At 60.4% G+C, this 18649-nt stretch carries 13 protein-coding genes and 3 pseudogenes; 3 read left to right on the top strand and 13 right to left on the bottom strand.

Going from position 1 to position 18649, the window contains the following annotated elements; translation table 11 throughout:
* Positions 1–450 precede the first annotated feature (450 nt).
* From AWB80_RS41475 to AWB80_RS41450, 6 genes and pseudogenes are all read right to left on the bottom strand, one after another.
* Complete coding sequence (locus tag AWB80_RS41475) at positions 451–546, bottom strand: DUF2934 domain-containing protein (protein WP_087132058.1); 96 nt, start codon at positions 544–546, stop codon at positions 451–453.
* 73 nt (positions 547–619) lie between these two features.
* Positions 620–1282, bottom strand: a complete 663-nt coding sequence (locus tag AWB80_RS41470; protein WP_061180402.1) for an HAD family hydrolase — start codon at positions 1280–1282, stop codon at positions 620–622.
* A 13-nt stretch (positions 1283–1295) separates the two neighbouring features.
* Complete coding sequence (locus tag AWB80_RS41465) at positions 1296–2090, bottom strand: glycosyltransferase family 2 protein (protein WP_087132057.1); 795 nt, start codon at positions 2088–2090, stop codon at positions 1296–1298.
* Between the two features lie 164 nt (positions 2091–2254).
* Positions 2255–2996, bottom strand: a pseudogene (locus AWB80_RS41460) (manganese catalase family protein); the annotation flags it as partial.
* Between the two features lie 1033 nt (positions 2997–4029).
* A complete protein-coding gene (locus AWB80_RS41455) occupies positions 4030–5142 on the bottom strand; it encodes a YihY/virulence factor BrkB family protein (RefSeq protein ID WP_061180404.1) in 1113 nt (370 codons plus the stop codon).
* Positions 5143–5830: 688 nt separating this feature from the next.
* Positions 5831–6079 carry a DUF2934 domain-containing protein gene (locus AWB80_RS41450; RefSeq protein ID WP_061180401.1) on the bottom strand — a complete coding sequence of 83 codons (249 nt, stop codon included), beginning with the start codon at positions 6077–6079 and terminating at the stop codon, positions 5831–5833.
* A gap of 835 nt (positions 6080–6914) precedes the next feature.
* Between AWB80_RS41450 and AWB80_RS41445 the strand changes: the two are divergent.
* A pseudogene (locus tag AWB80_RS41445) lies at positions 6915–8085 on the top strand (zinc-dependent alcohol dehydrogenase).
* A gap of 443 nt (positions 8086–8528) precedes the next feature.
* Here AWB80_RS41445 and AWB80_RS41440 read toward each other — a convergent pair.
* The gene (locus AWB80_RS41440) at positions 8529–9029 is read right to left on the bottom strand and encodes a YciE/YciF ferroxidase family protein (RefSeq protein ID WP_061180400.1); all 501 of its coding nucleotides are present in this window, start codon (positions 9027–9029) and stop codon (positions 8529–8531) included.
* Positions 9030–9333: 304 nt separating this feature from the next.
* Here AWB80_RS41440 and AWB80_RS41435 point away from each other — a divergent pair, with 304 nt between their 5' ends.
* Both AWB80_RS41435 and AWB80_RS41430 read left to right on the top strand, forming a co-directional pair.
* A complete protein-coding gene (locus AWB80_RS41435; protein WP_341866867.1) occupies positions 9334–9576 on the top strand; it encodes a DUF2934 domain-containing protein in 243 nt (80 codons plus the stop codon).
* Positions 9577–10201: 625 nt separating this feature from the next.
* Entirely contained in the window at positions 10202–10435 is a 234-nt protein-coding gene (locus AWB80_RS41430) for a hypothetical protein (RefSeq protein WP_143328263.1), read from the top strand.
* A 592-nt stretch (positions 10436–11027) separates the two neighbouring features.
* On the opposite strand, the gene AWB80_RS41425 is transcribed toward AWB80_RS41430, so the two are convergent.
* The 6 genes and pseudogenes from AWB80_RS41425 to AWB80_RS41400 form a co-directional block, all read right to left on the bottom strand.
* Positions 11028–11441 carry a hypothetical protein gene (locus AWB80_RS41425; RefSeq protein WP_061180398.1) on the bottom strand — a complete coding sequence of 138 codons (414 nt, stop codon included), beginning with the start codon at positions 11439–11441 and terminating at the stop codon, positions 11028–11030.
* Between the two features lie 461 nt (positions 11442–11902).
* On the bottom strand, positions 11903–12784 hold the full coding sequence (locus tag AWB80_RS41420) for a YsnF/AvaK domain-containing protein (protein ID WP_061180397.1): 882 nt from the start codon (positions 12782–12784) through the stop codon (positions 11903–11905).
* Positions 12785–12869: 85 nt separating this feature from the next.
* On the bottom strand, positions 12870–13322 hold the full coding sequence (locus AWB80_RS41415) for a YsnF/AvaK domain-containing protein (RefSeq protein ID WP_061180396.1): 453 nt from the start codon (positions 13320–13322) through the stop codon (positions 12870–12872).
* A 41-nt stretch (positions 13323–13363) separates the two neighbouring features.
* Positions 13364–14080: a hypothetical protein gene (locus AWB80_RS41410; protein ID WP_061180395.1), complete on the bottom strand. Its 717-nt coding sequence runs from the start codon at positions 14078–14080 to the stop codon at positions 13364–13366.
* 958 nt (positions 14081–15038) lie between these two features.
* Positions 15039–16191: pseudogene (locus tag AWB80_RS41405) on the bottom strand (NRAMP family divalent metal transporter); the annotation flags it as partial.
* A gap of 349 nt (positions 16192–16540) precedes the next feature.
* Positions 16541–18649: hybrid sensor histidine kinase/response regulator (locus AWB80_RS41400; protein WP_143328262.1), on the bottom strand; the 2109-nt coding region annotated here is incomplete at its 5' end.

Here is an 18649-nt window from a genome sequence, read left to right as displayed (position 1 = left end):
TCAACACACCGGGCGGTGGGCGATCTGCTCAACACGCTGCGCGAATAACGGTTCTGTCGATGAACCCGCGCTCAGCGCCGCGCGCGCCGCTTCTTCGGCTTGCGCGGCGGCGTGAGCGCGACTGACCAAAGGATCGAGGCCTACCGCTTCGCTTGCGCAGTAACGCGGCCTTGCGTCCAACCGATGATCGCATTCGCGTCAGAAGGCCTCATGTCGAGCCACGGGTTCTTCACGATTCGGCTCCAATCAGCGTCAGAGAAAAACAATGCAGGCGCGGCACGCTGTCGGCCGTCTCTTTCGACATTTTCGTCTCTAGTTATTCCTTATTGCATCCGCTTTCGCCGAGCGGGTCCGGTTCGCCGCCAGACTTCTGCAACTTCAGGAACAAGCAGGCGTAGGCTCGTCACTTCGATATGGCAGGGTCATCGCCGGCCCTCGTTTCGTCAGGCGTCAAAACACGCCCGAGCGCCCGTCGGCATCACCCGCTTCTTCCCACCACTGATAGGCGAGGCTGCGGATCTGGTCTTCCGTGACTGGAACGTCCATGTCTTCTCCTTTGAGATGGCACCTCGGCGCCGTTGACCCCTTTTGCAGGGGCGTGACGTAGTCAATGACTGCCTTATGGTCCGAACACGGAAGTGCCGAGGCGAGCCAGAAGACTACTAGGCCCTGCGTAAATCATCGTGCAACCTGCCTCACGCAGTGCCTCTTCGGAGAACCCGCCAGACAAAAAGCCCAACGCGCGCAAGCCGGCACGTGTTGCTGCTTGCGCGTCATACGGGGAGTCACCGATAGCGATCGCGTCTGACGGAGGAACGCCAAGCTTGTGTATTGCCGCCTCGAAGGCATCGGGTGCCGGCTTGGAGGTCTGAACATCCTCTGAAGAAACGGTCACGTCAAAAAGATCCGCGACGTCTGCAATCTGCAGGTACACGTCGAGTTCGTCCTTTTTTGCTGAGGAGGCAACGGCAAGCTTGATTCCCTTTTCCCGCAATCGCGTTAGCAAGGCGGGCACCGCTGAGAAGGGGCGAACGAACGGCAGATACCCGCTTTTGAATCGCTCGCCTCGCCAGTGTTCGAGCGCAGCGCCGTAGTCATCGATCTGCTGCGGCGTGAGGAATTCCGGAAGCAGATTGTCGGCGCCTTTGCCGATCTGGCTGCGGGCCTGTTCGAAAGTCACGCTGTGGCCGAAATGGAGGAACGCCTCGTGCCAAGCGAGTGCGTGCAGATCGACGGAATCGACCAAGGTTCCGTCAACGTCGAAGATTGCAGCTTTGGGCATGTGACGCTCCTATTCAGATACCGTCAAGCGGTGTGGCGGCGGCTCTTGGTGCGCCGAGAATCTGCCCGTTCCCCTGTGCCTCGTTTGCTGCGTCAGCGTGACTTGAGCCGGGGTAACGGGGATGAGCACTCAACGATCCAACAGGCCCCGCTTTGAGCTTTTCCGATACCGCGCGCAAGGTGGCACCAAAGCCCCTCGGGGTGCGAGATTCCATTCGTGCGCTGGTATCGACCCGCACCTTGTTGGTCCAGGCGATGGAGAAGCCGTTCTCCGTGAGCACTTGGACGAGTGCGACGTCCTCGTTGAAGGTGAGCGGCTGAAATCCGCCGGTTACTTCATACGCGAGCGCGGACAGTCCGAGATTCGCGCCATGGACATGGCGGTGTCCCTCTATATCGCGGTATGTCGTGACAAAGTCATCTCTCGTTTCGGCGTGGTGCCCCGCCCAATCGGAGACTGTGATCACACCACACACTGCGTCCGTTGCACACTCGAGTTGCTCGACCAGCCAGTCCGCGTGTACGGTGGTATCAGCGTCCGTGAAAGCAAGCCACCGTGCTTGGTGGGCGATGGCTAGACGCGCCCCAAGGTCACGCGCACTCCCGACGTTGCGTTTGCAAGTGCTGAGGACGAGCGCACCGCATGAAACCGCGATCGCTTCGGTGAGGTCACTGCAGCCATCGGCGACTACCACGATTAGCACGCGCTCGCCACCGAGTCGTGGATGCGAGGCGGCGACGCGGACGGAATTCAGGCATGGTTTGATAAGGCTAGCTTCATTATGCGCAGGAATAACGACGCTGAGCATGGTCTTCCTTTGATTTTTTATTAGCGAGTGCCACAGGGTCCGGCCTGTGGCTGAAGATTGACCTGATGGCAAGCCGCACGGGTAGAACCCGCCCGGCTTACCTACCTCGTCGAATCCGATCTGAGCAATTAGCTCGCCTGACTAGAACCGATGTCGGCACCCGTGCCGTCTCCGCCGTCGACTGCCGGCTGCGGATCCTCGATGAACTCCAATCATTTCCCGCGTTCCATGGGCCGCGCGCGTCCTCGCCCCGAGACATGTTGTAGTAGACGCTCGTGTACTCAGGCACGCCCGGCAACTTGCCCTGCGGGAAGTTGGGTTGGATCGCATGCAGCGCCTTTTCGAATGACTTCTGGTGGGCGATCTCGCGGGTCATCAGGAATTCGAGCGCGTCTCTGATCCCCGGGTCGTCCGTGAGGTTGATGAGCCGCTCGTAGACGATTTTGGCGCGTGCTTCCGCAGCGATGTTCGGGCGAAGATCAGCGGTTGGCTCGCCGATCGTGTCGGCGTAGGCAGATGTCCACGGCACGCCCGCGGAATTCGTGAGCGCGGGCCCGCCTCCGTACAGCAGCGCCGTGATATGCGAATCGCTGCCGTTGCCTGTCATCGCGCGATATAACTCGGCCTCCGACTCGACAGCCTCGGCAAGCTGGCCCTTGGCGGCCTTGTTGAGCATGGCGACGATGGAGCCAATGATTTCCAGATGGCTGAGTTCTTCGGTTGCGATGTCGAAGAGCAGATCTTTACGGCCAGCATCGTCTTCGCTGACAGCCTGAGTGAAATATCGGCTGGCCGCGCCTAATTCGCCCTGCGGTCCGCCGAACTGCTCGAGCAGCAGGTTGGCGAGACCCGGATTCGGGGCAGCCACGCGAACGGTGTATTGGAGCGCTTGTTATGAACGAACATGAATCGCTCCTCTTCGCAGGGACGACCTGAAGCGCTGCACGATCGCGAACGGTGCACGTCAAAAGTTGACTCGACTGTCTTTGCGTTCATATTGCTTCGTGTCAGAAGCGTAGTGATCGTCGCTCCGGTCCACCGTAAGCGCGTCTTGTTGCAATTTCCTAGTTCACGCAGCGGTCATCCCGTTCACCGACTGCCTACCAGATTCCGTCTCTCGCGCGCGCCAATTTGCAGGCGTTTCTCAACGTAACTGGGCGCTTCGCGAGCCGTCCGCAGACACTTACGGATCGGAACGTACAAGCGGTTCGGAAGATGGTCAACGAAAGCGACGCGCTCCTGCGCTCGGGCGATGAAGCAGGCAGGCGACGTGCGCGGTTGGCAGTCCATCATGTTCGCGCAGTTTCCCCAGAATGCCGCTTCGCACGGCCAACACATCCTGTCCATCATTACGTCAACGCAAGGCGACATAATCTGCAAAGTGCACAGCCAGTATCAACGCAGCGACATCAAGTTCGCTGACATGGCGAAGGGTTGCTACGAGGTGCGTACTCGGCTTTTACGTCGCTATGGAAAGACCAAGGGCGGCTACGGTTGGATGGCAAAGCTCGGAGCCGACGCAGAACGGCCAAGCGGGCATACCTCGCGTCTCGCATCTCGACCATGCTGCCGAATTCAAGCGCCGGGCTCGTCGAGCCGGTTGCCTCGAGTCTAGTACCGATCGATCTGACGTACTGTCCGGTGGGCGGCCACACTTCCGCGGTCATAGCGAACGTTTCAACAAGACGAAGATACAGCGCGTTCGCGGTTTGCCCGAGCGCGACTGGTTCGTCTACGAAAGGGCGCAAGGCAGGAAGAGAAAAGCACGGCGCTGACGCTCAGGGGGTTCAAGCGATGGCTCGCGATCGACATCGAGGACGACTCCGGCGAAAGTGAGTGATCCCCGCCCGCTCGCGTGGCCGGGCGCGCAAACGTCCGCCAGCAAGTCGGATTCCGGCATCTTCCGGAACTGGATATACTTCAACGCCGAGGACGTAGTTCAGATATGTGCACGTTGGTTGCGCACATGCGCCCGCCGCTTGCCTCTGAGAAGCACGAATAGACCTGCCCCCACGGCAGCCAGTGCGAAGCTCCGCGGACTTAGCGTCGTGCCGTCGGCGTCCTTTGCAACAGCCGGTGAACGGGACAACGCGCCCTCGGGCACACGACTGCGTGCGAACGACACGAGCGCTACGTCCGCCTCCGCCTCGTCGGTCGAACCCATGGCTGCCTGCGGCGTGGCGGAGGCCGACCTGTGTGACGCTTCGCCCTCGCGCGCCTCGATCCGCGAGATCGCGGCTTCCGCGCCGAGCAGGAGCACGGCCGCAGCGAAGTACAGCCACATCAGCAGCACCGCGAGCGAGCCCGCCGCACCGAACGCGCTGGCTGTGCCCGCGTGCGTCAAGTACAGCGCAAACAGCTTCTTGCCAATCGAGAACAGCACAGCGGAGATCGCTCCGCCGACAAGGGCATCACGCCAGCCGACGTGACCATCGGGCAGGTATTTCAGCAATGCCGCGAAGGCGCCCGAGAGGATCGCCAGCCCGAGCACGAACTGCACGATGTCGACGACGATCACGAGCGGCGACTCGCCGAACACCCATTTGCCTGCGGCCTGCACCGCAGTGTCGAGCACCAACGACACGATCAGCAGAAAGGCCACGCCCATGACGAGGCTTAAGGAAATCAGCCGCACCCTGACGAGTGTCCCCACCCCCGACTTAGGCTTGTCATCGGCGGGCCAAATGACGGAAAGCGCCGTATTGAGCGACGAAAACGTGGCCGACGCCCCGACGACCAGCAGGACGAAGGAAATCGCTGCCGCTATGCCGCCGTCGCCCGTCTGATGGGCGTGCTCGACGATGGCCTGCACGCTCGCAGCGGCGTCCTTGCCAAGCATGCCATTTACCTGCTCGAAGACCTTTCCGCGCGCGGCTGGCGCACCAAACACAAGGCCCGCGACGGCGATCACCATCACGAGCGTCGGCGCCAGCGAGAACGCCGAGTAGAACGCGATGCTTGCAGCCATTGGCGCACATCGGTCGGCGCTGAAGCGTTTGAAGGTGCGCAGTGGCCAGTCGGTGGCGCGGCTCATGAATGATGTGGGTTTCATCGCTTTCACCGGGAGACGTGAGTTCCTCGCAGCATCATGAATGCCCGCAGCGCGACGGAGTTGCAAAACGCTGTACATACGGAGGTATTCGGCGTCCTGCTGCCACAACCCAAGGCGATGCGGCGCTAACGCGCCTGGCGCGATGGCCAGCGAAGTTGCTCCGCTTCGTTGTGCTTTGCATGAAGTCCAAACAGCCAATGAGCACCGGATAATGAATAGCTGAAATCCCCCGCTCTGCCCACAGCCAAGAAGCGTCCATGCGGTAGGTGCCGAACATGTTGACCAGCCTGCGACCCTTTACGATTCGTTTGTGTCCAGAGGCATCCGTCGCCCATTTTCGGGGCTCGACATGGGGTATGCGCTTCCACGGTGCGGCGAAGGGCGCGGTGATCAACTTCACACGTGTGCTCGCCATGGCCTCGACGGTCGCGACGGTGTGCGCGTCAATCCGGTGTGCTTAAGTCTGACTGAGGCCGTCTCCTGCGGGACATGCTAGCCGACGAGCGACGAAGCCCGACGATATCGCGGCAGTGATTGCTTTCCTCGCCAGCGACGACGCGCGCTTCGTGATCGGAATCATTACGCAGTTGACGATGCCCTGAGCGCTTCCGATGGACAGCCACCCCAGCATGAGTGCCGTCCCATTACGGGTCAGCGCGACGTGTAGAGCGCTGTAAGCACTGTGGCGCTAGCGATGCTCCTTTCCGTTCGCGCCGTGCTCGTTCTCTTTCGCTGCCTCGCGCTCGGCCCCATATTGCGCCGCGTTGGTATCGCCGTTTGGCGCCCGGCCGTTGTCGCGATTCTGCGCATCTTCCGCACCGATCGACGCTATCGCCTGCTCCAAAAACTCCTCGGCGCGCCCCTCGGAACTTCCTTCCCGCTCCCAAATCTCATAGGCGCGACGACGAATGCGATCCTGTCCTTTCTGTTCATTCATGATTCTCTCCTTATTCCGCGACACGCGCGCCGCTGGCGTTTTCGCGCAGGTACGTGCTCACCGTTCTACCCGCGATTCTGCCGCCCACGTCTCATTTGACTCGGGCATACAAGGTCGTCCTTCCCCTCTAACAAACGTCGGCTGAATCAAGGAGCCGTCGCACCTCAGGTTGCGTATGTCCTTGCCGATCTTCAATCACGCTCGCGCCCAACAGGCTCGAATCGTCCTCGACCTTGCTGGGCAGCGTGCCGTACGCCGAGCGCGGATCGGTGCTTCGAATCGTACTGGGCGTCACGGGCACGACGCGATTGGCTCTGTACTTAAAGACTGATCTGAACGCTACCTTCATCGCACTCTCCTCATATGCCAAAGGCGTCGAGCAAAGACCGCACCCGGCTCACCCGCCGTGTTGGTCGCTTGCCTGGGCGCCCCGACATGGACCGAATGCCGGCGTGTAAATCCCCGCGACGGTTTCCTTAGGTTGGCTGTCGGGCATCCTGACCGCCGCCAATAGCCTCACGCTCTGGACTACTAACCCGGGCCGACGCGTCGGGCCCCGAATCGATGACATTTCCGTCGACGATAGCCACGTTTCTAAAAAACCCGGCCAGATACGTCCGGCAGGAGGCGAGGACAGCACGCCGTTTTTTACGACCGTGACTCCCGGCGGTTGCGTCGCATCCGCGCATTGTGCTCGCCACGATGCGCGCTCGCATTCAGCGCAGCCAGCCAGCATGGCGGCGCAGCGCACTCGCAAGCCGAACGCTCGGCCCGGGAACGGGCGGTACCTGTATTGCTGACTTTATGCACCGCTCACGCTCAAGGGACGCAACTCATGAAAGCGCTCATCTGGCAAGGCAAGAAAGACATCCGCTACGAGACGGTGCCCCGACCCGCGCATTGAGCATCCGCGCGACGCGATCATCAAGGTCTCGACGTGCGCGATCTGCGGTTCGGATCTGCATCTGTTCGATGGCTTCATGCCCGGCATGAAGTCCGGCGATGTGATGGGGCATGAATTCATGGGTGAGGTCGTCGAAGTGGGCAGCGAAAATGCGGCGCTAGGAATTGGCGAGCGCGTGGTCGTGCCATTTACCATCATCTGCGGCGAATGCGATCAATGCAGACGCGGCAACTTTTCCGTGTGCGAGCGAAGCAACCGCAACAAGGATGCTGCTGAAAAACTCTTCGGCCACGCGACGGCGGGCCTCTTCGGCTACACGCATCTGACAGGCGGCTACCCCGGCGGACAGGCTGAATACGTGCGAGTGCCGTTCGCGGACAAGACGCACGTCAAGATTCCCGAGCGCCTCAGCGACGAGCAGGTGCTCTTTCTCGGCGACATCTTTCCGACTGGTTGGCAGGCAGCCGCGCAATGCGACATCGATCCGACCGATACAGTCGCGATTTGGGGGGCGTGTCCCGTCGGACAGATGGCCGTGCGCAGCGCCATTCTGCTCGGTGCGAAACAGGTCGTCGTGATCGATCGCGTGCCCGAGCGCCAAGCGATGGCGCGCGCCGCAGGTGCCGTCACGATCGACTTCAAGGAAGAAAGTGTGCTCGATCGCCTTAAGGATCTGACGCAAGGCAAGGGCCCCGAAAAGTGCATCGATGCGGTCGGCATGGAGTCGCATGCGACGCGTTCCTTCGACGCGGTTTACGATCGCGCGAAGCAGGCCGTGATGCTCGAGACTGACCGTCCGCACGTGCTGCGCGAGATGATCTACGTATGCCGTCCCGCGGGCACGCTCTCGGTGCCAGGTGTCTATGGCGGGTTGATCGACAAGATTCCCTTCGGCGCGGCGATGAACAAGGGACTGACATGGCGGATGGGCCAGACGCACGTGAACCGCTGGACCGACGACCTTTTGCGCCGCATTCAGGAAGGCCAGATCGATCCGTCCTTCGTCATCACGCACCGTGTCTCGCTTGCCGAAGGGCCCGATATGTACAAGACATTTCGCGACAAGGAGGATGGCTGCATCAAGGTCGTGCTTAAGCCATGAGGGTCGGTCACCGGCGACCCACGGCCATTGATCTACGCTGCGCGGCAACCCACGGACGCGGCCCCTCATCCTGGTGATCGCTCCTCATCTCGACGACGCCGTCTTCGGCTGCGGCGCAGCGCTCTCCGCGTCGCCGGGCGCGGTAGGCGTGCACGGTCTTCGCTGGCGCGCCGCGCCGGGCGCTCTACGAAGACCTCTACAACGAGTGGCACTTCGAATGCTAAAAGCCCGCTGACTAATCCCCGCGGTTGCGCATCCACACACTTGCCGTTACGGATCGTGAGAGGAGCCTGAAGGCCCGCCGTCTGCGTGCGTCGAGGGCGATTGTGGGACGTCGGAAGAGGAAGCGAGGTGATCCAGCTTCTTGGAGCGAGGGCCGTAGGCGTATGACAGTCGGACAAGCCGCCTCATCGCCGGGGCGGCTTACTACTCAGAGCTTGCAATCAGGCCGCGGCGGCCTGCGCTTCTTTGGACACCTCCAGTTTGGCGAGCTGCGTCAGCTTTTCGTCAGTTGTTTTCTCTTCGGCGAGCGTTTCGAGAAGGAGCTTGCTTGCCTCCTTGAAACCGAGTTGATCGGCAAGGGTCGCCAGGGTGCCATAGGTGGCAATTTCATAATGCTCCACTTTCTGGGCCGCCGCGATCAACGCGGCATCGCGGATTGGGCCTTCTTCAAAGTCCTCAATTTGCTCTTGCCCTTCTTCGACCAGTCCCTCCATTGCAACGCATTTGATGCGCTTGAGTTTGATTCCGCAACTCTCAACTGCCTGATCGATGCGCTCGATCTGGCCGCGCGTCTCTTCAAGGTGCGTTTCGAATGCCGCGCGTAGGTTCGCGTTCTTGCTGGCTCGTGCCATCTTAGGCAACGCCCGCGTCAGCTGTTTCTCTGCGCTGTACACGTCCGAAAGCGAATGAATAAAAAGATCCTGCAAGGTTTTCGATGCCATGGCGACTCCTTCGATCAGTTTGACTGGTGAGCGAGCGGGCGGCTAACAGCGCCAGTATTGCCGGCGCAATCCCCGTTCCTCCGAGAGATCGAACATTTTCGTCGACCGAGGCGAAGATTCTGTCCTGCACGTGCCTACCCATGAGGCGGTACGGCAATTGCGTCGGCACCCCCACGGAGAAGCGTCTGGGTAGAGATAGGCGACTGATGAGGAGCTACGAGTGCGTGCGTCTATCGGGTCGCTTCCTCGCATTGCGTCGCAGGCCGTTGCAACACGAGACCATTGGGCGGCGTCTGCATTTCTGATGTTTGTGAGGTTGGCTGCTTGCGAGATGGGGCAAGCTCAATTCATGGAGACGATCATGGACGTACCTGCAGGCGAAGAGCAAATCCAAACGCTAGCTTACTGGCTATGGAAAGAAGCCGGTAGCCCGGATGGGCGTTCGGATGAGTTTTGGCTGCTTGCGCAGCACCAACTGGCAAAGGAGCCTAGGATGGGCGACACGGTCCCAGCAGCGCCGGCGGACAATCCCGCATCGGAAAGCTAAAGCGAGGCGTATTTCAAGCTCGCGTCCAAATGGCTCCCGTCACAGTCGCGCCCGACTCACTCGCGCGAGCGTCGCCTTGCCGGCACAGGGTATTTGGGTTGGTCTTTCCCGCTTTACGGTTAATACACTTGTGCGAAGACGGCGACGCCCGTGGCACCCGTTTTGGAAGCGGCTCTGAGTGGCGTGATATTGGTTTGGAACCCGTGATCGACACAAAGGAAGTCCAATAAACAAACGGCTCGCAAGCCCGGTTCGCGTTTTGCCGGGCGTCGAGGCTTGATTGGGTCGCTGCCTCCACGAAGTCCTTGTCCACCTGCGGAAGATCGTTTGCCTAGGTGGCGCTGACCGCCTGCGTCTGCGCGATAGCTCCCAGCGGAGCCGCGAGAATCGCCCCGGTTACGATTGAAACAACGATGCCATTACATTTGATGGCGTCTCTAGAATGGTTCCCGTATGCCATTTAGCAACTCAGGTGCCACGCGCCCGGAGCAGCCGTCCTGCAATCGTGAGATCTGCTATTTGGGGCACTGCCGACGCCAATCTCTCAAAGCGGCGTGATTGTCAGCCGGTGGGAGGGTCCTACGCGGAGAAGAGCTCAAGCAGCTCTGAGCGCCGACCACTATTATTGCTGCTCTCCCTGGTGGTGTCCGGTTTCACCATCTGCGGGAAATGCCGAAAGAAGGCCGGGCGAGGCGACGACTGCCGTTCCACGCTACTTGGCGGCGGCGCCCTCGTCTTCCCTGAGTCGCTCGATCTGCTTATCGATGTATTGCTCGTCCTCGACCATCACGACCGGCGTTCCCTTGAAGATGGGCAGAAGAGTGAATGCCTGCGCGGTGGCATGGCGGCCTCGTTCTGACTGCTATAGCAGGTCCGTTTGGCGTCAGATTCTCTTTTTCGACGCATAGATCAGCGTTGGCACTTCCAACTTGGGCGAGTTCGCCCTTGAGCGTGAACGATGCCACGACGATCCGACCGGGCAGAGCGTGGCAGGCAAGTGCCGCTCGCTCAATTGCGTGCAGCGGCTCTTCACGCGACACGCCGCCCGCGGCGCATGCTTCGTCGATCAGCGAGCCCCACCCTATGGCCGCTTGCCGCGCGGAAGACGTTCGGCGCGATCGATCCCCTTTTGTCGCCTTCCTTGAATTCAGGTAGCGGCAACGAACCTGTCAGCGTTGCCACGGATGCTCCTGGTGACCTTTCGATGACTCGCCCGAGTCCACTTCGCTCTGCTTCCCGCAGCCGGTAGGCGGTAGGCGGATTTCGTTTGTCGCTGACGGTAGTGCGCTGCTTGACCCCGTCTAGCCATGCTCTCCTTCGACGTTGACATCTAAAGCACGCTCGCAGTTCTGGCGGCCAATCTCGACGTTCTGCTCGTCCCCCGTGCCATCCCGGACTCCGAAGAGAGCCGTCTTCTAGACTCCTTAAAAAAACGCCTCACCCGACCGTGCTTATGCTTCTTCAGAATCGTAGGGAGAGAACTTCACATCCGCTTCGGCGATTTCAACGTCCAACAGAATGGAATAACGGTGTTCAAACGCCAATATCTGAGAGGGGAATTCGATCGAAAGAGACCCGTCGAGACTGCCGTAGACCGTCATCTCTTGGTCATCGCCCTCCTCGTCCATGTACTGAACTTCAAGAACTACTTCGCCGGACACAGCGACGGTTGCAGAAAGGCCATCGACAGTATCGGGCGTGATGTCTCTGAGGGTGACTGTTGCCTTCGTCACGTCGGCATCGAACATGCCGCCGTGTTTGCCGTGAATTTCCTCTCGATAATTGTCCTCGAAGAAAGCCTTCACCGCCTGTTCTGCTTTCGCTTTGAAGTCAAGATCTGAGCAAAGGTCTCCGATGATGCTCATAAAAAAGCCTCCGAACTGCAGAAGTCATCTACGTAATACCGCGTGTGCGTGCAGCCACGCAGCCTCCAATCTGATATCGGTAACGCTGTGGTCCGCAGACTTCGCGATGCCCGCAGCATGGCATCTGCATCCGCCTCTGGATAGCCGCCTTCGTGCAGGCTGATCAAATTGCAGCGACCACATCGGCGAATAAAGGTTGGCGAACAAAGGCCCGTTGGTCGCCGCCGTCGACTATTCCCGCGATGCGGACGTCCGGGCCGCGCCACGGCAAGGCTTAGCGACCCCTCCCATATCGGCCCAACTACCCAAGAAAGTCCTGACAACAACCAACTCGTTCGGTCTTCGCATAACTTGCTTGTTATGTGGCGGAGCGACGGCCGCGCTCCGATTACTCTCGTTCCGAACGGCGACCAGCTCAACCGCTGGAACGGATGGCCGCCGTCCGTAGTGAGCGAAGCGATTCAAAGTGGCGTATTCTTCGTGCCGGGGACAGGGGCGGATGTTTCATCGGCACCGGCCACGCCTTCCACACCTGGCGTGCGTTCGATCTCGACCTTCGTGCCGCGAACCGTGTCGTTGATAGTCTCTGTCCGGCTCGATCCTTCCTTGCCCACTACCACTTCCTCAACGACGCGTGCCGTCTTTGCGACCACTGCTTGCTCCGCCGTTTCCTTAATCTCAACAACGCCTTCCCTCAGATCCGCCTCGGTCGCCGGGCGGTCGACCGGTCGACGCTCAACGCTCGCATGCTCTTCGCGGAGTGTCACGGATTCGCTGACCGGCGTTTCGGTCACCCGTGAGTAGACCCGCACTCCACCGGTGTGCACTTCTCGCTTGCCGACTTCCAACGATTCCTGCACGACCGGAAACGCCTGCCGTTCCGCCGCGACCTGGTCCGCCGTGTAAACGGGGGCGTTTTGGTCATAGCCGGTATAGCCCGCGTTGCGCCACTGCGCCACGCGCGAATCAATGTCAATCGCCCCCGCGGCGTACAGCCCATCGCGGACACGCTCAACCGAGGATTCATCTGCGACTTCTACCGATAGCAGCGCACTGCCACGACGAATTGCCTCGTGATAGTGGCCGATCTCCTCTGGGCGGTCGCTGTCGCCGAAGAGGCGCTTGAAGAAATGTTCGATGCGGCCCATCGCCCCTTCGTGCGCCTCGCCCACGGGACGATCCACGGCGACGTCACGCGTGGTCCCGTCAGTCTGCAATGACGAACCTTCATCGTTCGAAAGCACGCTCATGTCCGAGCGCGGAATGCCTTCCCCTTCAAGGCGCGTCTGGGCAAGCTCGGCCTCCTGGAACGTATTGAACACACCGATAATGGTCTGAGACATTTCAGCAACTCCAGAAGAAAATGGCTCACGCAAGCCGAGAGTGAAGCGCGTGTAGCGAAAACCGCAACGCACGTTCCCGCGCCTGTCAGCCTGCATCAGGATCTCGTTTCCATTCACCGTGCGGCCCTTCGCGCCGCTCGACGATCAGCTCTTCGGAGTTCATAAGAACCTGGTGCATGACGTCCCGCGCTGTCTCGGTCGTCGTGACGTACACCTCTTCTTTCAGCATCAACTGCATCGTCACTACGGGCACGTATTCATAGACAGGAATAATGAGTGTGTCGCCCTCGCGTCGCGGCTCGCGCCGTTCCTCGACCGGACGGTTCAATGCGACCCGCCGCACTTCGACCTGTTCGCTCCGCAGCCGCAGTGAAACGGGCTGCATCTCCTCGTGTACGACCTTTCGGACGCGCACCGCGCCTGTCTCGGTCTTCCTGACGCCTACGGAAAGCTCTTCCTGAACGGCCGAAAGGCGCGCCTCATTTAACGGATCAGCGGGCGGCATTGTATTTCCGGGGGATTCTTCGTCCGGTTTCATCGGTTTCTCTCCATGTCAGACGCGCACGCAATAACCACGGTTCAAAGACGGCCGCCGCCCGGCACCGCGCGGTTGCGAGCCGCTACGGCATCACGATCCGCTACCGATCCGCCGCTTTCCTCAAACGGCGGCTGATGACGAAAACCGGCACCGCCTGACACGATGGCGATGATCGCGCCGACGATCAGTGCCGCGAACGAGAACCAGCTTGCGCGTGCGACACCCCGCGCAGCGGTTTCAGCGGCCTGGCGCGCATTCTGTTCGGCGTCCGGGCTCGACGCAGCCGACGCCGCCGACGCCACTGCCGCCTGAACCTGCTGCTTAGCCGAGCCGACTAGTTGATTGGCGTTGCCAGATTGATTCGCAGCGGTTGCGCCAACCTGCGCGCTCGTCGCAGCGATGCTGCCGGCTGTGCTCACGGCGCCGGTGATCAGCGACGTCATCCCGTAGACGACCAAAAGCGTCATAACGGCCCACGAGAGCAGGCCGTGCAGCCAGCCGAGCACGGGTGCACAGCGTCCCGAGTAGTACGAGCCGACAAAGACGGCGAGTACCGTCGTGACGATCACCCATACGCCCGAGCCAAATCCAAAGCCGCGTAACGTATCCGGTTTGGACATTGGGGCAAGCAGCGACGCGCCAATCGCCGTGCCGAGCACGCTCATGATCAGATACACGATCATCGACAAAATGACGCCGGCGATAATCGCACCCCATGACAGCCGTGGAAGGCCGTCTCGAGTGGTCAGAAGTTTCATGCTGTCTCCCTGAATTCGATCCTGTTGTAGGTATTCGCGATGCGCAAGCCGTGTGCCGGTCCTCTAGCAGGAACGACGGCTTGCGAACGGCAGGTCCCGATCGTGTTTTGGGAAGCCCTCGGAAGGGCTCCGATGTTTGGGCAAGGTGCAAGACTGTTACGCCAGAATAATGCTGGCGCAAACCGTATTTCGTATTTGCGTGAGCGAGGGGAAGTGTCCGATCCCTAATCGCGGGAGGCGCTCGCGGCAGAGAAAGAAGACCAGGAGCGGACCGGATGAGCGTGGCGCAGGTGAAGAGAAGACTGTCTGACGCATCTACTGCCTTGCAAATTGTCTTTTCAATACCTGGAGAGTGGGCGACCCGTTTCTTTGACCCCGCCACCCCTCCCGTTGCCGTACCGGTCGTTGACGACGAGGCGGCCTTGGCGGCCGCACTCTTCGCAGCGCTTATCGCCTCCGGCCCCGCAACTCTGTTGCAGCTACGGCTTGGCGGCCTTCCATGCCCCGCAAACACCGACGCCGCACGTCGTCGTCCTCTCGTCCTCGCCATCGGAAACGGCGAGCGGCGAGCGGCGACGGTTTTGGCGTCGCGGAAGCCATGCGCGGCTCAACCCGACTTGCCACGGCGCCGATCATCTTCCATCCCGCGCTTGCCGAGGAGAAGTGATCAAGGACGGCAAGGCGGTCGCGATTGATGCCTTCGATCGAAGGGTAAATCATTGCACGGGCTTTTCCGGATGATGAGTATTCGCGCCGCGGAGGCTCGCTCCGCAAATAACAGAAGGTCAAGTCTTACCGCCGGGCGCGGACATTGTCCGATCTAGGACCGAGCTTCGCAGTGCTCTGAGGAAGCCTTTCGGCGATCCGGTACCGATCTACGGTGAGGAGAGAGCAAGCGACGCCCGCAAAACGATTAGCAATCTATAACAATCTCGGACGGCCCCTTCGAATTCCTATCTTACCCGGGCACAAACACGCCCACCGATGCAAGCGCCATCGCGAGCGTCGCGAGCCACCCACCCCAAGCTAATACGCCGCCGACAGCGAACTCGCCCATGACACGCTGGCTTCGCGCCATGAGCATAATGATCAACATGATTGGCACCGCGGCGACCCCATTGATCGCTGCGCTCCAGTACAGCGCACGAATCGGATCGAAGTGCATGAATGTGATTGCTACGCCGCCACCGATTGCCAGCGCGATCACCGCATAGAATTCGCGTGCGAGCGTCAGATGCAGCGCGAGACTGCTGCGCCAGCGCAAGCTGCCTGCGGCGGCATAGGCGGCCGAGCCGGCAAGGACAGGAAGCGCCAGCACGCCCGTACCGATGATGCCTAGCGCAAACAGCACATACGCAAAACGTCCGGCGATCAGCTCAAGCGCCCGCGCGGCATCGGCGGACGTTTTCACGTCAATGTGGTGCAGATGAAGGGTCGCTGCTGCGGTCAGAACGATAAAGAATGCGATGGCGTTTGACACCCCCATGCCGATCCAGGTGTCGAAGCTGATCCTGCGCCGGCGCTTGATGCGGTACCCGGCGCAACGGTCCTTGACCCGGCTGAGAGCGCATTTCCTCGATTTCCTGCGACGCCTGCCAGAAGAACAAATACGGACTGGTGGTGGTTCCCAGCACGGCAACAATCGTGGTCAGATCGTCCGACGTCATCGAGATGCGAGGCCGTAATATCGCATGCGTCACATCACTCCATCGTATCGGAACAATGAGCGCGACGACGACATAGGCTAAGAGCGCCAGAGCCGTCGACTTGAGAAGGCGAGCCTACCGATCATAGGGAATAAAGATCTGCAGGACGACCGAAACGCCGCCCAGAACGACCACGAAGAGTTGCTGCAGACCACGCACCAGCAGTCCGACCGCTGCGCCCATTGCTGAGAGGTCCGCGGCGATGTTGATCACATTGGCGAGCACCAGCAGAATTACGGCGCTGTAAAGCAGCCAGCGCGGATAGTGCACGCGCATGTTCGAAGCCAAGCCCTTGCCGGTCACCCGGCCAATGCGCGCGCTCACGAGCTGAATTGCGGTCATGAGCGGATACGTCAGCAGGAGCGTCCACAGAAGAACAAAGCCGGACTGTGCGCCCGCCTTCGTTCGCCCACGCTATGCCGGTTTGACTGGGCCCTCATCTCGGGGAGCGCCCGCACCGGAAGCAATGTCGCCGCCCATCGCGAAATCCACCTCAATGGGCATGCCCAAAAAACGTTGTGTCTGCGTGCTCGGCGCCATCTTCCGGGGAAAGCTGTTCGAGTTTGGGCGCCATGCGCTATGCAGTGTACTGTCATGGCTGTGCATCTAACGTTGGATCGTCGAGCAGCAAAACCATCGCGCGATGTCGCGAAAAGTAGTGAGGCGTAGGCGTTAGAACGCGTCTGCTCAGTTTTTATTTGACGTGGCGACGTCGTACCGAATGTCCCGTTACACTCTAGGAGTCTCTGTCGGCTCATTTTTGAGTTATACGCGAGGACGTCATGATGCGGTTTAGGTCCGTAATGGTTGCCGGCTTGACCATGTAATGGTCGAAACCAGCTTGTCGGGCACGCTCGCGATACTCCTCCCCTGCGTAACCGCTGAGCCCGATGAGCAAGCTTCCAGCACATTCGCGCGTCGTCCGTAACTCGCGGCAGATTTGGTAGCCGTCCATGTCGGGTAGTCCAATGTCAAGTAGCACGATGTCCGGCCGAAAGCCCGCTGCGACTTGTAAGGCAGATGCGCCGTCACCCGCGATCTTCACCTCATGTCCGTCGAGCCTCAGCACCATCGCCGTGCTCTCGGCCGCATCCGTGTTGTCGTCCACTACGAGGATCTTGCTGGTCGCAGCGATCACGGTCGCGTCATGAGTCGAATCCCGCTCTGGCGACGATTGCGCTTTTGCGTTCGATATTGGAAGCCGCACCACGAAGACACTGCCTTGGCCCAGACCATCGCTGAATGCCCGTACGGTTCCGAGATGCAGTTCAACCAACTGATGCACCAAGGCAAGTCCCAATCCCAACCCCGCCGACTTGCGGTCCAGCGTGCGTTCTGCCTGAACGAAAATGGTAAAGATAGTGGGCAGGAAGTCCGCCGTCATGCCAATGCCATTATCGGTCACCGTCAGGACGGCCTCGCTGCTGTCAGCCGAGAGCGAAATCCTAATGCGACCACCCGGGCGGGTGTACTTGATGGCGTTGCTCAACAGGTTGGTGACGACCTGCTCGAGCCGCATGGCATCGCCATCGATCAGGACGGGATGCGTCGGCAGTGAAAGTACGAGTTCGTGCTGGTGCCCCCGAACCTCAGCGTGCAGCACGGTGACGCTTTGCTGGACGATCTGCACCAAATCGACGGGCTCGATGTTGAGCTTGATGATGCCGCGCGTCACGCGTGACACGTCCAGCAAGTCATTGACCAGGCCGATCTCATGATGCAACTGACGCGTCGCCGCGGCTCGCGCCAATGCTTGTGTGTCGCTGTCGACATCCGGACGACCCCAAATTTCAAGTCCGTTACCCACCGCGGCGAGCGGGTTGCGCAGTTCGTGCCCGAGCATCGCCAGGAATTCATCCTTGTGACGATCCGCCGCTTCCAGACGTTCGACGGCAAGTTGATGCTGGGTAATGTCTTCGATAGTCAGCAGGATGAGTTCATGCGCAGGCCCGATTACGCGCGCAGCATTCAGCCGCATCGTACGGGGTCCAATGCGAGGGAAATCGTGCGAGATCGGGAAATCGCGGACGACCGCTTGCTGAGGCAGGATGTTTTCGAGTAATTCGCGCAGGCTCGGAATGTTCCATTGGCCGTTGCCTAACGCATACAGCAGCGTGCCGATCGTTACGTCGGCGGTCGTATGGAATGTCTCGTAGAACGCGCGATTGGCGCGCGTCACACGCAGGTCCGGTTGCAGCACGAGGAGCGGTTCGGACATCGTCTCGATGATCGCGTCGGCATAGTCGCGGGCACTCGTCACTTCGTCGTGGACCGTCCTGAGTTCTCGGTTGCGATAGCGCAACTCGTCGTTGGTGGTCAACAACTCCTCGTTGAGCGACTGCAGTTCTTCCTTGGCGGTCTCCAGCTCTTCGTTGGTGCTCTGGAATTCCTCGTTACTCGAGAGAAGCTCTTCTTCGCTCGATTTGAGCTCCTCCCGAGCGCTTTCGTGCTCTTCGAGCATGGTTCGCATCTGCGTACGCATGGCGCCGAGTTCGGCATTCAGACGGGCAATTTCGTCGTCTCTGGGATCGGCGCCCTGGGCGGCAATCCTGCGGCCCAGTCGCTGCCGCAACGTCTGGCGCATCAGCGCCCCTAACGTATCCTGCGGCGGTGCTGGCAACTCGTCCGATCGCGGCCGACTCTCGAAAAAGATCAGTAGCCAGCGCCCCTCTGTGCCAGCAGTCTGAAGCGGATGAACTTCGAGACTGATGGTCTGCGGTCCATTGGCATCAGCAATCCGCACCCCAGTCTTGCGTACCGCGACGCCTTCCTGACGAACTTGCCTAATCGCCTCGCTGAGGGCCAGAAACACTTCGGGCCGCGCAAGGCGCTGCAGGTTGTTGTTCGGAGGACCGTTGGGATT

This window comes from Caballeronia pedi, from assembly GCF_001544915.2.
In the GTDB taxonomy this organism is placed as follows: domain Bacteria; phylum Pseudomonadota; class Gammaproteobacteria; order Burkholderiales; family Burkholderiaceae; genus Caballeronia; species Caballeronia pedi.
This window is presented reverse-complemented; position numbering and strand designations above follow the sequence as displayed.

Coding starts and splice junctions, on each gene's coding strand:
- AWB80_RS41475 (WP_087132058.1), bottom strand. CDS start 546: ATGGACGTTCCAGTCACGGAAGACCAGATCCGCAGCCTCGCCTATCAG.
- AWB80_RS41470 (WP_061180402.1), bottom strand. CDS start 1,282: ATGCCCAAAGCTGCAATCTTCGACGTTGACGGAACCTTGGTCGATTCC.
- AWB80_RS41465 (WP_087132057.1), bottom strand. CDS start 2,090: ATGCTCAGCGTCGTTATTCCTGCGCATAATGAAGCTAGCCTTATCAAA.
- AWB80_RS41455 (WP_061180404.1), bottom strand. CDS start 5,142: ATGAAACCCACATCATTCATGAGCCGCGCCACCGACTGGCCACTGCGC.
- AWB80_RS41450 (WP_061180401.1), bottom strand. CDS start 6,079: ATGAATGAACAGAAAGGACAGGATCGCATTCGTCGTCGCGCCTATGAG.
- AWB80_RS41440 (WP_061180400.1), bottom strand. CDS start 9,029: ATGGCATCGAAAACCTTGCAGGATCTTTTTATTCATTCGCTTTCGGAC.
- AWB80_RS41435 (WP_341866867.1), top strand. CDS start 9,334: ATGTTTGTGAGGTTGGCTGCTTGCGAGATGGGGCAAGCTCAATTCATG.
- AWB80_RS41425 (WP_061180398.1), bottom strand. CDS start 11,441: ATGAGCATCATCGGAGACCTTTGCTCAGATCTTGACTTCAAAGCGAAA.
- AWB80_RS41420 (WP_061180397.1), bottom strand. CDS start 12,784: ATGTCTCAGACCATTATCGGTGTGTTCAATACGTTCCAGGAGGCCGAG.
- AWB80_RS41415 (WP_061180396.1), bottom strand. CDS start 13,322: ATGAAACCGGACGAAGAATCCCCCGGAAATACAATGCCGCCCGCTGAT.
- AWB80_RS41410 (WP_061180395.1), bottom strand. CDS start 14,080: ATGAAACTTCTGACCACTCGAGACGGCCTTCCACGGCTGTCATGGGGT.